General features: G+C 73.6%; 14 protein-coding genes. 8 read left to right on the top strand and 6 right to left on the bottom strand.

The window, feature by feature from the left end; all coding sequences use genetic code 11:
• The first annotated feature begins 93 nt into the window (after nt 1-93).
• Together ABR737_RS11255 and ABR737_RS11260 are read left to right on the top strand one after the other, a co-directional pair.
• Nucleotides 94-897 carry a response regulator transcription factor gene (locus ABR737_RS11255; protein ID WP_350250039.1) on the top strand — a complete coding sequence of 268 codons (804 nt, stop codon included), beginning with the start codon at nt 94-96 and terminating at the stop codon, nt 895-897.
• A complete protein-coding gene (locus ABR737_RS11260) occupies nt 894-2,030 on the top strand; it encodes a sensor histidine kinase (RefSeq protein ID WP_350250040.1) in 1,137 nt (378 codons plus the stop codon). The genes ABR737_RS11255 and ABR737_RS11260 overlap by 4 nt, the downstream gene beginning before the upstream one ends.
• 152 nt (nt 2,031-2,182) lie before the next feature.
• Here ABR737_RS11260 and ABR737_RS11265 read toward each other — a convergent pair whose 3' ends face one another.
• The 6 genes from ABR737_RS11265 to ABR737_RS11290 form a co-directional block, all read right to left on the bottom strand.
• Nucleotides 2,183-3,592, bottom strand: coding sequence for an MFS transporter (locus tag ABR737_RS11265; protein WP_350250041.1), 1,410 nt, complete (start codon nt 3,590-3,592; stop codon nt 2,183-2,185).
• Complete coding sequence (locus tag ABR737_RS11270; RefSeq protein ID WP_350256749.1) at nt 3,589-4,200, bottom strand: helix-turn-helix domain-containing protein; 612 nt, start codon at nt 4,198-4,200, stop codon at nt 3,589-3,591. Before ABR737_RS11270 ends, ABR737_RS11265 begins: the two co-directional genes overlap by 4 nt.
• 201 nt (nt 4,201-4,401) lie before the next feature.
• The gene (locus tag ABR737_RS11275; protein ID WP_350250042.1) at nt 4,402-5,112 is read right to left on the bottom strand and encodes a cytochrome b/b6 domain-containing protein; all 711 of its coding nucleotides are present in this window, start codon (nt 5,110-5,112) and stop codon (nt 4,402-4,404) included.
• Nucleotides 5,096-5,848 carry a molybdopterin-dependent oxidoreductase gene (locus tag ABR737_RS11280; RefSeq protein ID WP_350250043.1) on the bottom strand — a complete coding sequence of 251 codons (753 nt, stop codon included), beginning with the start codon at nt 5,846-5,848 and terminating at the stop codon, nt 5,096-5,098. The genes ABR737_RS11275 and ABR737_RS11280 overlap by 17 nt, the downstream gene beginning before the upstream one ends.
• Before the next feature lie 80 nt (nt 5,849-5,928).
• Nucleotides 5,929-6,900 (bottom strand): tetratricopeptide repeat protein, encoded by a 972-nt coding sequence (locus ABR737_RS11285; RefSeq protein ID WP_350250044.1) that lies wholly within the window; start codon nt 6,898-6,900, stop codon nt 5,929-5,931.
• A gap of 320 nt (nt 6,901-7,220) precedes the next feature.
• Nucleotides 7,221-8,876, bottom strand: coding sequence for an FAD-binding dehydrogenase (locus ABR737_RS11290; protein WP_350250045.1), 1,656 nt, complete (start codon nt 8,874-8,876; stop codon nt 7,221-7,223).
• Between the two features lie 207 nt (nt 8,877-9,083).
• On the opposite strand from ABR737_RS11290, the gene ABR737_RS11295 reads away from it, so the two are divergent.
• From ABR737_RS11295 to ABR737_RS11320, 6 genes are all read left to right on the top strand, one after another.
• Nucleotides 9,084-9,977, top strand: a complete 894-nt coding sequence (locus tag ABR737_RS11295) for a DMT family transporter (protein ID WP_350250046.1) — start codon at nt 9,084-9,086, stop codon at nt 9,975-9,977.
• A 127-nt stretch (nt 9,978-10,104) separates the two neighbouring features.
• Entirely contained in the window at nt 10,105-10,638 is a 534-nt protein-coding gene (locus tag ABR737_RS11300; protein WP_350250047.1) for an NUDIX hydrolase, read from the top strand.
• Between the two features lie 43 nt (nt 10,639-10,681).
• Nucleotides 10,682-11,092: a YidH family protein gene (locus tag ABR737_RS11305; protein ID WP_350250048.1), complete on the top strand. Its 411-nt coding sequence runs from the start codon at nt 10,682-10,684 to the stop codon at nt 11,090-11,092.
• 3 nt (nt 11,093-11,095) lie between these two features.
• Complete coding sequence (locus ABR737_RS11310) at nt 11,096-11,455, top strand: DUF202 domain-containing protein (RefSeq protein ID WP_350250049.1); 360 nt, start codon at nt 11,096-11,098, stop codon at nt 11,453-11,455.
• A 182-nt stretch (nt 11,456-11,637) separates the two neighbouring features.
• Nucleotides 11,638-12,609, top strand: a complete 972-nt coding sequence (locus ABR737_RS11315) for an MBL fold metallo-hydrolase (protein ID WP_350250050.1) — start codon at nt 11,638-11,640, stop codon at nt 12,607-12,609.
• Nucleotides 12,610-12,815: 206 nt separating this feature from the next.
• The gene (locus tag ABR737_RS11320; protein ID WP_350256750.1) at nt 12,816-13,868 is read left to right on the top strand and encodes a phosphotransferase family protein; all 1,053 of its coding nucleotides are present in this window, start codon (nt 12,816-12,818) and stop codon (nt 13,866-13,868) included.
• Nucleotides 13,869-13,870: the final 2 nt, after the last annotated feature.

The raw sequence follows: 13,870 nt of genomic DNA on the forward strand, positions 1-13,870 counted from the left end.
AGTCTTACGACAGCGGGCCGGCCCGCCCGCCACCGCGCGTACTGGTGTTGGCTGGGACCATGACGCCTCTCTCCAGAAGGGCACGCTGAGCCCGTGCACCCCGCAACGCCGCCCTCCGCGCCCCCGCCCGTCCCGCTGCACGGGCCGCCGCGCCGTGTCCTGGTCGTCGAGGACGACCCGACCGTCGCGGAGGTCGTCACCGGCTATCTCTCCCGCGCCGGCTACACCACCCGGCACGCCGCCGACGGATTCGCCGCCCTCGACGGGGCCGCGGAGTTCCGTCCGCATCTCGTGGTGCTCGATCTGATGCTGCCCGGCATCGACGGTCTGGAGGTGTGCCGCCGGCTGCGCCGCGCCGACAACGGACCGGCGGTCCCGGTGGTGATGCTGACGGCCCGCGGCGAGGAGGCGGACCGCATCCTCGGCCTGGAGCTGGGCGCGGACGACTATGTGACCAAGCCCTTCAGTCCGCGGGAGCTGGTGCTGCGGATCGGCTCGGTGCTGCGCCGTGCGGAGTCCGCGCCGCCGGCCGCGGCACCCTCGGCCGTCCTGCGGGCCGGTGATCTCAGTGCCGACCCCGGCGGCCGGCGTGCCGACCGCGGCGGACGGGAACTCTCCCTCACCGCCCGAGAGTTCGACCTGCTGGTCTTCCTGATGCGCCACCCCGGTCAGGTCTTCTCCCGGGAGGAGCTGCTGGCCCGGGTCTGGGGCTGGGAGTTCGGCGATCTGTCCACGGTCACGGTGCATGTGCGGCGGCTGCGCGAGAAGATCGAGGCGGATCCGGCCGCGCCGCGGCTGGTGACGACGGTCTGGGGCGCGGGCTACCGCTTCGACCCCATGGAGGACGAGCCCCCGCCGGAGCCCGGGCCGCTGCCGGGAGGCGATCCGCTCTCATGACGGACTTCCTGGTCATCGTGGCGTTGGCGGCGCTGGGCGCGGCGCTGGCGGGCCTGCTCGCCGCGCCCGCGGTACGGGTGCTGCGGCGGCGTTCGGTCGCGCTGTCGCTGTTCGCGGTGGCGGTGCTGGCGGTGGCCGCGATGGCGGCGGGCACGGTGGCGGTCGCCCAGGCGATGTTCCTGTCCGGGCACGACCTCGGCGTGGTGATGGCCGTGGTGGCCGTCTCCGGGGTGGTGTCGCTGGCGGCCGCGCTGCTCTTCGGCCGCCGGATCGCGGCGGGCAGCCGGGAGCTGGCACGCTCGGCCCGTACGGTCGGCAGCGAGGGCGGCTTCGTGGCGCCGGCCGAGCCGCCCACCGCCGAACTGGCCGCGCTGTCCCGGGCGCTGGAGGAGACCAGCGGGCGGCTCGCCGACGCACGGGAGCGGGAGCGGGCGCTGGATGCCTCCCGGCGCGATCTGATCGCCGGGATCTCGCACGACCTGCGCACGCCGCTCGCCGGGCTGCGGGCGATGGCCGAGGCGCTGGAGGACGGGGTCGCCGAGGACACCGCGCGCTACCACGCACGGATGCGGGTCGAGGTCGACCGGCTGGCCGCCATGGTCGACGACCTCTTCGAACTCTCCCGCATCCAGGCCGGGGCGCTGGCCCTGACGCTGTCGCGGGTGTCGGTGTACGACCTGGTGGACGATGCCCTCGCCGGGGCCGGGCCGCTGGCGCGGGCCGGCGGGGTGCGGCTGGTGGACGGCGGGGTGGTACCGCTGCCGGTGCAGGTGGACGCCCAGCAGATCACCCGCGTGCTGGGCAATCTGCTGGTCAATGCGATCCGCGCGACACCGGCGGACGGCACCGTCGCGGTCAGCGCACGGCACGAGAAGGGCCGGGTGATCCTCGCCGTCGAGGACGGCTGCGGGGGCATCCCGCAGGAGGATCTGGCGCGGGTCTTCGACACCGGCTGGCGCGGCGGCTATGCCCGCACCCCGCGCGCGGACGGCAAGGGCGGCGCCGGGCTGGGCCTGGCGATCGTCCGCGGGATCGTGGAGGCCCATGAGGGCCGGGCGACGGTACGGAACACCGGGGCGGGCTGCCGCTTCGAGGTCGAACTGCCGTCGGCGGAGGTGGCGGTGGAGCCGTAGGGGGCGGCCGATGAGGCCGCGGACCCGGGGACGGGCTCGCGGACGGACCGCGGGCCCGAGCCTCCGCGGCCTGGGCGTACGGGCGCTCTGGCGCATCTCAGCGCCGTGGCGGCAGCTCAGCGCCCTGACACACCTCGGCGCCCTGGCACACTTCAGCGCCGCGCCGCCGCCCCGTCCCGGCCCTCCGGGTCCGGGCCGCGTTCTCCGGGCTCCTCTTGGTGCTCGGCCCGGTGCTCGGAACGGCACTCCTCCCGGCGTTCCTCCTGGCACTCGGCCAAGCGCTCCTCCCCGTGCCCCTCCCTGTGCCCCTCCCGACCCTCGTCCCCCGTCCGGCGCACCGGCAGGTCGCGGACGGCCCCGACCGGTGAGAAGAGCAGGATCAGGGCGGCCAGCGGCACCCCCGCGGTCATGATCCACATGGCCGTGCGGAGGCCGAGGGCGGAGCCGAGCGCACCGCCGAGCAGCGCGCCCAGGGGCAGCGTGCCGTAGTTGAGGAAGGAGCTGCCGGCGATCAGCCGGCCGAGCAGGGCCGGCGGGCAGTAGCGCTGCTGGAACCCCGCCTTGAGGGTGTTCCCGCCCACCGCGCCCGCACAGACACCGAAGCTGCCCGCGACGTAGAGCAGCGCCCCGGCGCCGTGGGCGGCGAGGGGGATGAGCAATGCGGTGCCGGACAGGCCCAGTTCGCACAGCAGCATGGCGCGGGCCGTGCCGAACCGTTCGGCGGCCCGGCGCGCCAGGAAGGCGCCCGCGATCCCGCCCGTACCGGCCAGCGCCAGCAGCCCGCCGACCGCACCGGGCGGCAGACCGACCTCGCGGACCAGGAAGACCGCCGCGATCGACTGGTACCCCATGAGCGCGAGGTTGGAGGCGGCACCGAAGAGCGTCAGGGTGCGGAACCACACATCGCCGGTGACCAGCCGCAGCCCCTCGGCGATGTCCGCGACCAGGGTCCGTGGTGCACGGTCGCGGGGGTCCGGGCGAGGTTCACGGTGCCGGATGCGGAGCAGGCACAGCAGGGATACCAGGAAGGTGGCCGCCTGGGCGGACAATGCGTGCACGGCGCCCGCCAGTTGGACGATGAGGCCACCCGCCCCCTGCCCCGCGATCTGCGCCGCCGAGGCGCTGCCGTGCAGCTTGGCGTTGCCCTCGGCCTGGTCGGCCGGTGCGAGCAGGCCGGGGAGATAGGCGCTGTAGGCGGTCTGGAAGACCACCGCCGCCGCACCTGCCAGCAGGGCCACGGCGATCAGCAGACCGAGGCTGAGCCCGCCGTACCCGGCGAGGACCGGTACGGCGGCGAACAGCACCAATGACAGGCCGGCGGCGCCCAGCATCAGCGGGCGGCGGCGCGTCCGGTCCACCCAGACACCCACCGGGAGGCCGATGAGCAGCCAGGGCAGCCAGCCGCAGGCGCTGAGCAGCCCTACCGCGAAGGTGGAGGCATGCAGGGTGGACACCGCCACCAGCGGCATCGCCACGGTGGTGACCGCCGCCCCGAACTTCCCCGCCGTCTCGCCGCACCACAACAGCCGGAAGTCACGATGGCGGCGCAGCAGTCCGCTCACCGCTCGTCACGCTCCTTGCGCGGGAAGGCCTGCAACTGGACGACGATGGGCTGTTCCTCGGGGATGCCCTCGCGGGTGCCCTCAGGGGCGCTCTCGGATGTGCCCTCGGGGGTTCCCTCGCCGGATCCACTGTGCGCCGCCGCCCGGTGCCGTGCGACGACCTGCTCCAACTCTTCATTCAGTGCGGCGAGTTGTTGGGGCGTCAAGCGCAGATCGTGCCACTGGGAGAGAGTGCCGGCGTCCCGCCATTCCGGGGCCCAGTCCTCGGCGAGGTAGCTGACGACCCGGTTGAAGTGCTGCTGGACGATTTCGTGCACATAGAGCGCCAGCGCGCCACGGGTGTCCGGATCGTCGCGGAATTCGGTGGTGTCGAGCCGGTGGGCGACCCGGACCGCCCGCCACCAGCGCTCGCGCTTGGTGCCGCGGCCGGTCTCCTCCTCGATGAAGCCGTGTTCGGCGAGGTGCCGCAGATGCCAGCTGACCGTACCGGTGTTCTCGCCGAGACGGCGCCCGAGCCCGGTGGCGGTGTCCGGCCCGTCGAGCCGTAGCAGCTCCAGGATGCGCATCCGCAGGGGGTGGGCGACCCCGCGCAGACTGCGGGCGTCCATCCGGCGGGTCGGAGGCGCGGCCGGCGGTGTAGACGTCGGCGTCGGACGGGGCGGCTGCTGTGGCATGGAGGCGTCGGACATGAACGGCAGCCTAGAGTTGCAGAGACTCCTCTGCATAGAGTTCCCTGCAGAGAGATCTTTGCAGAGAACTCTGTGCAGAGGAGTCTTGCCAACGGACGGGAACGACAACGCCGTTGAGGGCTAGGCCGTGTCCTGGCGCCCGGCTCCGTCCGCACTCTCCCCCGCTTCCCCGCCGTCGTCCCCGTCTCCGTCCGCCTTCCCCTCCCCGGGCACCCACAACGGATGCTCGCGCCGTGCCCACTGTGCGTCGACGGAGCCGGTGCGCAGACCGCGGCGTGACTCGGGGTCGCCGTACGCCTTCCAGACATGGCCGGCGATCACGATGATCACGGCGAGCGCGAGCCAGTCGTGGACGAAGGTGGCACCGGTGCGCCAGACCAGGGGCGCGAGACCCGTGAACCACATCAGCAGGCCGGTGCCGAGCATCACCAGGACCGCACCGGCGATCCAGGCGGCGTAGAGCTTCTGCCCGGCGTTGAACTTGCCGGCCGGGCGGCCGCCTCGGCGGCGCAGTGCGGCGCGCAGCCACTGGCGGTCGTGCGGGCCGTAGCGGTTGAGGCGGGTGAGGTCGGCGCGCAGGGCGCGGGAGCCGAGGCCCAGCAGCAGGGGGACGGGCAGCAGGATGCCGGACCACTCGTGGACGGTGACCATCAGGTGGCGGCGGCCGACGAGTTCGGCGAGGAAGGGGAGGTAGAGACAGCCCGCGGTGAGGACGCAGACGGCCATCAAGGTGGCGGTGGCGCGGTGCACCCGGTGTTCGGCGGGGGTGAAGCGCGGGACGCGGGGGCGTGCCGGGGTGGCCCCGGTCCGGCTCTCAGGTGGTCGGGGCATCGTCGCGTCCGTTCGACCGGCCGACCCAGGCGTCGATGTCATATCCGAGGTTCTCCCAGTAGCCGGGCTGGACATGGTCGGTGACGGTGATCCCGGAGAGCCACTTGGCCGACTTGTAGAAGTACATGGGCCCGACATAGAGGCGCACCGGGCCGCCGTGGGCGTGGGCGAGCGGCTTGTCCTGCATCCGCAGGGCGACCAGGACGTCGTCGCGGCGGGCCTGTTCGAGGGTGAGGGATTCGCTGTAGGTGCCGTCGAAGCAGGTGAAGCGGACGGCCTTGGCCTCGGGGCGGACGCCCGCGGCGTCGAGGAGGGCGGAGAGGCGGACGCCCTCGAAGGGGGTGGCGGGCACCCGCCAGCCGGTGACGCACTGGACATCGCGGACGAGCCGGGTCTGCGGCAGCCGGCGCAGACCGGCGAGACTCAGGGTGGCCGGGTGGCGGACCAGGCCGTCGATGGTGAGGCGGTAGGTGCGTGCGTCCTTGGCCGGTACGGAGCCGGTCACGGAGTAGTAGCGGAAGCCGCCGCCGCCCGGGAGCAGCCCGGTCAGGCCGGTGGGGTCCTGCTGTGCGGCGGCCCCGAGGGTGCTGTCGTAGGCGCTCTGCAGGAAGGGGGCCGCGGCGACGCCCGCGGCACCGGCGGCGAGCATGCCGAGCACCACCCGGCGGCCCACGGGGGTGCCGTGCCCGTCCTCGCCGCCGCCCGCCGGGCGGGGCCTCTTCGCGTCCTTGGTCACCCTTCGATTCGACCACCCCGCGGGCGCCCGGGCCAGCGTCCCGGCCCCGGCGTCAGACTTTCGTCATCAGCGCCGCCGGGTCACGGCGCGGCGGCTTCCCGGGCGCGGCACAGTGCGGTGGCCCGCGCGGCCCGGAACGCGCCCGCGCCGTCGCGGCCCGGGTACGACCACGGGGCGTGCGTGGCGTGCGGACCGATCCGCTGGAACAGCGTGGCGGCCTCGGCGATCCGCCCTTGGTGGAAGGCTGCATGGGCGAGGAAGTTGAGATCGATCTTGCGGCGCGGGTGTTCCTCGCCCTCCCACTCCAGCCACCAGTCGACGGCGGCCTGCAGCACCTGCCGGGCACGCCGGGTGGACCAGTGGCCCGAGTCCGCGGGGTCGCAGGGAGCAAGTCCCGCGGCGGCGAGGACACGGTAGCGCTCGGCGTACGCCACGACGGGGAGGAGAGCGAGCGGGGAGTCGGCGGGGGCACGGGCCGCCGCGCGGGCCGCGAAGACATGGACCGGGTGCCGCGGATCGTCGGTGACGCCGGTCAGCTGCTCGGCCAGGGAGGCCGTCATGAGGTGGTGTGCGTGGTGGTGGTCGCGGTGGCGGGCGCACACCTGGCGGAAGGCGTGGGCCCGTTCGTCCGGGGTGCCGGTGCGGCGGGCGAGGATCAGCGCGCCGAGCCAGGGGGTGGGGTCGTCGGGCAGCATCCGGGCGGCGGTGGCACAGGCTCCGGCTGCGGCCTCGGCGCCGCTCTCGCCGCGCAGGGCGAGATGGACGGTGGCGAGGGCCAGGAGGGTGGCGGCGTCACCACTGTCCGGTTCGGCGAGCAGCCAGTCGCCGGCCCAGGTGGCGCTGCCGGGGCAGGTGGCCAGGACGGTTAACCGGTGGCCGCGCAGATCCCAGTGCGCACCGGTCCCGGCGAGCAGGGTACGCACCCTGGCCCACTGGCCGAGTGTCAACGCCTCGGCCGCGGGGGCCAGTTCAGCGTCGTCCAGGGCCGGTGTGAGCACCGGGGTGCCGGGGCAGCGGGCGCGCCGGAGGGGTGGCGGCATCGTTGGCGACATCGAAATCACGGGTCAGGGGCTCCATCAGGGGCTCCACGGCGCGCCGCACCGGCCGTCCCACCGCACCGAGTCGTCCTCGGCAGGCGGGGACCGGATCCGCGCACCTCTACAGAGGGTGACGACTTGGTCCGCACCAGTCATCACGCACAGCAAAGCGGCCCGCAGAGCTCCGCGTCAAGGCGCGAAGGGGAATGGCCTGATCCGCCCCCTCTCTGCCGCACCGCCTTCCCCTCCCCTCCTCTCCCTCCCTCTCCCGCACCGCATCCCCCGCGGCACCGCACCGACCCTCTCCGTCAGGACGCCGCCCCTCCCCACCCCGGTCAGGACACCGCCCGCGCCGCCGCCCGTCCCGCCGTCCGCCCGGAGAAGAGACAGCCCCCGAGGAAGGTGCCCTCCAGCGAGCGGTAGCCGTGCACCCCACCGCCGCCGAACCCGGCCGCCTCGCCCGCCGCGTACACGCCGGGCAGGGGCGCGCCGCCGTCGGTCAGCACCCGCGAGGAGAGGTCGGTCTCCAGACCGCCGAGCGTCTTGCGGGTGAGGATGTTCAGCCGTACGGCGATCAGCGGGCCGGACTTGGGGTCGAGCAGCCGGTGCGGCGCCGCGGTGCGGATCAGGCGGTCCCCGAGGTAGGCGCGGGCCCCGCGGATCGCGGTCACCTGGAGGTCCTTGGTGAAGGAGTGGGCGATCTCCCGGTCCCGCGCCACGATCGCGTCGCGCAGCGCCTCCTCCGCTATCAGCGGCTCCTTGGTCAGCTCGTTCATCCGCCGCACCAGGTCGGTCAGCGAACGCTCGACGACGAAGTCCGCGCCACGGTCCATGAACGCCTGCACCGGCCCCGGTGCGCCGGCCCTGGCCCGGCCCAGCACCCCGCGGATGCTCTTGCCCGTCAGATCGGGGTTCTGCTCGGACCCGGAGAGGGTGAACTCCTTCTCGATGATCTTCTGGGTGAGCACGAACCAGGTGTGGTCATGGCCGGTCCGCATGATGTGTTCGAGGGTGCCGAGGGTGTCGAAGCCGGGGAAGAGCGGCACCGGCAGCCGTTTGCCGCGCGCGTCGAGCCACAGCGGGGACGGTCCGGACAGGATCCGGATGCCGTGCTGCGGCCAGATCGGGTTCCAGTTGTCGATGCCCTCGGTGTAGTGCCACATCCGGTCGCGGTTGATGATCCGGCCGCCGGCCGCCTCGGCGATGCCCAGCATCTTGCCGTCCACATGCGCGGGCACCCCGGACAGCATCCGCCGCGGGGGCGTGCCGAGCCGTTCGGGCCAGTTGGCGCGCACCAGCTCGTGATTGCCGCCGATACCGCCCGAGGTGACGATCACGGCCTGGGCCTTGAGCTCGAAGGCGCCGGCCACCTCACGGCTGCTGGGCCGGCCGCGCTCGGCGTCCGAGGGCTCCAAAACCTCGCCGCTGACGGTGTCCACGCTCCCCGCGGTGCGCGACAGCCCGGTCACCCGGTGGCGGAAGCGCAGCTCCACCAGTCCGCGGGCGGCCCCGGCCCGCACCCGGCGCTCGAAGGGGGCCACCAGCCCGGGCCCGGTGCCCCAGGTGATGTGGAAGCGGGGGACGGAGTTGCCGTGCCCCATCGCGTCGTAACCGCCGCGCTCGGCCCAGCCGACTACGGGGAAGAGCCGTACGCCCTGCCGGTGCAGCCAGGCGCGTTTCTCGCCGGCCGCGAAATCGACGTAGGCCTCGGCCCAGGAGCGCGGCCAGTGGTCCTCGGGCCGGTCGAAGCCGGCCGTGCCCAGCCAGTCCTGCCAAGCCAGCTCGTGGCTGTCGCGGATGCGCAGCCGGCGCTGTTCGGGGGAGTCCACCAGGAAGAGACCGCCGAAGGACCAGTGGGCCTGGCCGCCGAGGGACTGCTCGGGCTCCTGATCGAGGAGGATCACCTTCCGTCCGGCGTCCACCAGTTCCGCGGTGGCCGCCAGGCCCGCGAGCCCCGCTCCGATCACGATCACATCAGCGTCGTACGCCATCTCAGCAACTCCTCAACGGGGCTCGCCGGGCGCCCCGGCCGCCTGGTGGAACGATCCTCAGCGCACCCGACTGCCGCGTCAACCACCTGGTTACCGCGCAGTACACAGAGGCGCGCGGGAGAATGGTCGGTGACGAGGGCCACCCCACGCCCGCCGCCTGGTGACTATCCTCAGGCGCATCCCCCGCCCCCCGATACGAGGTGCGACGTGACGGTGATACTGCTCGCCCTTGGAGCGGCCTGCTGTCTGGGACTCGGTTTCGTGTTTCAGCAGGCCGCGGCGCAGCACGCTCCGATGAAGGACTACCTCTCGGTACGTCTGCTGCTCGACCTGGTGCGGATGCCGCTGTGGCTGGCCGGTATCGGTCTGATGGTGGTCGGGATGGCGCTCGGCGCGATAGCGCTGGGGATGGGCGACATCACCCTGGTGGAACCGCTGCTGGCGACCAACCTGCTGTTCGCGATGGCGCTGTCGCGGCGGCTGACCCGGCAGCGGCTGGGCCGGAGCGGCTGGGCCGGGCTGTGGCTGCTGGCGGGCGGGGTGACGGCCTTCATCGTGGCCGGACAGCCCCAGGGCGGGCAGCGCAGCGCGGATCATCTGTGGCAGTGGCTGATCATGGGCATGGTGCTGGGCACCGCGTTGCTGCTGGCGGCGGTCGCCAAGCGGGAGCGGGTGCATGTGAGCCTGGAGGCCGCCCTGCTGGGGGTCGCGGCGGGCCTGATCTACGGGCTGCAGGACGCGCTGACCCGGATCAGCGGGGAGCACTTCAGCCAGGGCGGCTGGTCGGCCCTGGTCACCAGCTGGCAGCCGTACGCCATCGTGGTGCTCGGGGTGCTGGCGCTGGTGCTGGTGCAGAGCGCCTTCGAGTCGGCGCCGCTGCGGCTCTCGCTGCCCGCACTGACCGCCGCCCAACCGCTGGCCGGCATCGCCTGCGGGGTGGGGTTCCTCGGCGACCAGCTGCGGGTGACGCCCGGGGCGCTGGCGTGGGAGGTGGCCGGGATCGTGGCCGTCGTCGCGGGCATCGTGCTGATCGGCAGCCATCCGGCGATGCCGCCGGGGTCCGGCCGGCGGGAGAACGTACGGGAGCTGCAGCCGCACTGACCACAGCCGCAGTGAGGAGGGCGTCCCGGGCCGCTCCCCCGCGGTGGTGACCGCCCCGGACAACCGCCGCCGGGGAGACCGCCGCCCGGAGAGCCGGGCCCGGGGCCCGGGTGGTTGCATGGCTGCCATGACCGATCAGCAACCGCTCAACGCGGACGAAATCCTCGACGTCGTCGATGAGAACGATCAGGTCGTGAGGCAGGCCCCACGCGGTGAGACCTACGCCCGCAGGATGCGCACCCGCTGCGCGTTCGTCCTCGCCAGGGACGAGGCGGACCGGATCTTCGTCCACCGCCGCACCCCGCAGAAGCTCGTCTTCCCCTCGCACTACGACATGTTCGTGGGAGGGGTGGTCGGCACCGGCGAGACCTACGACCAGGCGGCGCTGCGCGAGGCCGAGGAGGAGCTGGGGGTCCAGGGGCTGGAGCCACCCGAGCCGCTGTTCAAGTTCCTCTACGAGACGGCCGAGCACACCTGGTGGTCCGCGGTCTACCAGGTGCGCTGCACCCTGCCGGTCGCCCCGCAGGAGTCGGAGATCGACTGGTCCGCGTTCCTGACCGAACAGGAGCTGGCCCGGCGGCTGGACGAGTGGCCGTGGACGCCGGACGGGCTCGCCGCGTACCGGGAGCTGCTGGCCCGGCGGGAGACGGGGGACCTCTGAGGCGCCCCGGGCAGGGCACCGGACGGCCGATAGGGTTTCGGCCATGATCCTTACCGAGGCACTGCGGTCGGCCGGCGCCGCGGTACGCCTGTGGTTCTCGCCCGCCCGGGTCCGTGAGGAGGGCGAGACCCCCGACTACCGCTTCTCGCTCGCCAACGAGCGCACCTTCCTCGCCTGGCTCCGCACCGGGCTGGCGCTGATCGGCGGCGGTTTCGCGGTGGACCAGTTCCTGCCCCGGCTGCACCAGGGGCTGCGAGTGACCTTCACCGTCGTCCTGCTGGTGGGCGGCGCGCTGTGTGCGCTGCGGGCGGTCAATCACTGGGTGCGCTGCGAGCGCGCGATGCGGCGCGGTGAGGACCTGCCGGTCACCCGCTTCCCCACGGCGCTGGCGCTGAGCGTCGGCCTCCTGGCGGTGGCGGTGGTCGTACTGGTCCTCCTGGGCCGGACGACCTGACCGGTGGCGGGCACAGTGACCCCGGGCGCGGGGCCGCCGCGGCCGGCGCCCGACCGGGACCCGGGGCTGCAGCCGGAGCGGACCAGGCTGGCGTGGCGGCGTACCACGCTGTCCGCCACGGCGATGGCGGTGCTGGCCGCCCGTCAGCTGCTGCGGAACGCCGCTCCCGGGCCGGTGGAGGTGGTGCTGGCGGCGCTGACCGGCCTGTTGTGGATCGCGTTCGTGGCGCTCGCGCACCGCCGGATGCAGGCCATGGTCACCGGCCGCCCGCCGGGCCTCTCCCCGCGGACGGCCCTGCTGCTGGTCGGCTGCACCTTCGGGCTGGCGCTGTGCGGCGCGGTGATATTGCTACCGGGGCACTGAGCCGGGTGCCTGGCCGGGGTGCCGGGCCGGGAAGCTCAGCCGTAGTGCCGGGCAGGGGTGCGACGCCACCGCCGAGCGCGGTGGAGGTACCGTGACGCGACCCCCGCCGTCCCGGGTCGGGACCGACTCCCGCCCCGGCAGCGGGGCATGAGGGACCACCGGACGAGGGGACACAGACCCGCATGGGCGACTCGGCAGCACGGAACACGCCGGCACAGACCACGGCAGCACACACCTCGGCGGCACCGCCCCCCGAGCCCTACCTCACCGAACTGGCCGCCGGGGTGCACGCCTTCATCCAGCCGGACGGCGGCTGGTGCCTGAACAACGCGGGCTTCATCACCGACGGGGACGCCACCCTGGTCGTGGACACCGCCGCCACCGAGAGCCGGGCGCGCGTGCTGCGCCGCCGGATCGCCGAGAGCGGCGCGCCCGCGCCCCGCATGGTGGTCAACACGCACCACCACGGCGACCACACCTACGGCAACTGCGTCTTCGCGCCCGAGGCGACGGTCATCGGGCACGCCTCCTGCCGCCGTGAGCTGCTGGCCGCCGGACAGCAGTTGCACGCGGTCTGGCCCGAGGTGGAGTACGGCGACATCCGGGTGACGGCGCCCGAGGTCACCTACACCGACGAGCTGGCCCTGCACGTCGGGGACACCGAGGTGCGGCTGATCCACCCGGGCGTGGCGCACACCACCGGCGACACCGTCGTCTGGCTGCCGCGGCAGCGCATCGTCTTCGCCGGCGATCTGGTCTTCCACGGCGGTACCCCGTTCGTCTTCATGGGGTCGCTGTCCGGGTCGCTGCGGGCGCTGGAGCTGCTGCGCACCCTGGACGCGGTCACCGTCGTCCCCGGGCACGGCCCGGTGACCGGCCCCGAGGTGTACGACGGCATCGAGCGCTATCTGCGGTTCGTCGGCCGGCTGGCGCAGGAGGGCCGGGCGGCCGGCCTTACGCCGCTGGAGGTGGCCCGGGAGGCGGACCTCGGCCCGTTCGCGGAGCTGGCCGAGAGCGAGCGGCTGGTGGCGAATCTGCACCGGGCGTACGCGGAGCTGGCGGGCACCGCGCCGGGCGCCCCGCTCGACCTGATGGCCGGGTTCGGCGATATGACGGTGATGAACGGCGGGGTGCCGATGGCGTGTCACGCCTGACCACAGCCGTGCTGCCGGAGGCCTGAGAGGAGGCCGGGGCGAACGGGCCGGGGCGTCCCGGGCCTCCGGTACGGCGGAGACGTGGCGGAAAATCCTCGCGTGACCCACGCCCCACGCCCCGGCACTGGACGCCATACCGACTAGTCGGCATGATCGTGCTGCAACCGGTCGACCGACCGACCGTCCACTCCGTACGGAGGAGCACGATGAGCAAGGGCACCCCTCCCCCGCAGGCCCAGGACCGGGAGGATCCCCCCGGTCTCGACCTGGAGCGATTGCGTGAGCATCTGGGCCGGGAGCGGCCGGGGCTGGCCGGCGGCCCGCTGCGGGCCCGGCTGATCGAGGGCGGGCGGTCCAACCTCACCTACCGCGTCACCGACGGTGCCGCCTCCTGGGTCGTCCGCCGGCCGCCGCTCGGCCATGTGCTGGCGACCGCGCACGACATGCGGCGCGAGCACCGGGTCATCAGCGCCCTGCACGAGACGCCGGTGCCGGTGCCCGAGGCGCTGCTGCTGTGCGAGGACGAGTCGGTCATCGGCGCACCCTTCTATGTGATGGAGCTGGTCGAGGGCGTGCCCTACCGCACGGCCGACCAGCTGGCCCCGCTCGGGCCCGAGCGCACCCGGGCCGTGGTGCTCTCCCTGGTCGATACACTCGTGGACCTGCACGCGGTGGACCCGGAGGCGATCGGGCTCGGCGACTTCGGCCGCCCCGAGGGCTTCCTGGAGCGCCAACTGCGTCGCTGGGGCAAGCAGTTGAGCGCGTCGAAGAACCGTGACCTGCCCGGGATCGACGAGCTGCACGAGACGCTGGGCCGGTCGCTGCCCGCCTCGCCCGCCCCGGCCGTCGTCCACGGCGACTACCGCCTCGACAACGTCCTGATCGGGGCCGACGACACCCTCAAGGCCGTCCTGGACTGGGAGATGTCCACGCTCGGCGATCCGCTGACCGACCTCGGCCTGCTGGCGATGTACAGCTCGGACCTGGGCCTGCCCCGGTCGCCGGTGAGCACCACCAGCGGCGCCCCCGGCCACCCCTCGCCGGGCGAGCTGATCGAGCGCTATGCCACCCGCTCCGGCCGGGACACCTCCGCCATCGCCTGGTACACGGCGTTCGCCTGGTTCAAGCTCGCCGTGATCCTCGAAGGCATCCACTACCGCTTCACGCTCGGCCAGACCGTCGGCGCCGGGTTCGACCGGATCGGCGAGCTCGTCCCCGTCTTCATCGACCACGGACTCTCCACCCTCAAGGAAGGCTGAGG

This window comes from Streptomyces sp. Edi2 (genome assembly GCF_040253635.1).
GTDB lineage: Bacteria > Actinomycetota > Actinomycetes > Streptomycetales > Streptomycetaceae > Streptomyces.

Excerpts from the sequence above, each read along its gene's own strand:
- ABR737_RS11290 (WP_350250045.1), bottom strand. The coding sequence starts at position 8,876 with ATGGCGTACGACGCTGATGTGATCGTGATCGGAGCGGGGCTCGCGGGC.
- ABR737_RS11300 (WP_350250047.1), top strand. The coding sequence starts at position 10,105 with ATGACCGATCAGCAACCGCTCAACGCGGACGAAATCCTCGACGTCGTC.
- ABR737_RS11275 (WP_350250042.1), bottom strand. The coding sequence starts at position 5,112 with ATGCCCCGACCACCTGAGAGCCGGACCGGGGCCACCCCGGCACGCCCC.
- ABR737_RS11260 (WP_350250040.1), top strand. The coding sequence starts at position 894 with ATGACGGACTTCCTGGTCATCGTGGCGTTGGCGGCGCTGGGCGCGGCG.
- ABR737_RS11315 (WP_350250050.1), top strand. The coding sequence starts at position 11,638 with ATGGGCGACTCGGCAGCACGGAACACGCCGGCACAGACCACGGCAGCA.
- ABR737_RS11285 (WP_350250044.1), bottom strand. The coding sequence starts at position 6,900 with ATGTCGCCAACGATGCCGCCACCCCTCCGGCGCGCCCGCTGCCCCGGC.
- ABR737_RS11305 (WP_350250048.1), top strand. The coding sequence starts at position 10,682 with ATGATCCTTACCGAGGCACTGCGGTCGGCCGGCGCCGCGGTACGCCTG.
- ABR737_RS11320 (WP_350256750.1), top strand. The coding sequence starts at position 12,816 with ATGAGCAAGGGCACCCCTCCCCCGCAGGCCCAGGACCGGGAGGATCCC.
- ABR737_RS11270 (WP_350256749.1), bottom strand. The coding sequence starts at position 4,200 with ATGGACGCCCGCAGTCTGCGCGGGGTCGCCCACCCCCTGCGGATGCGC.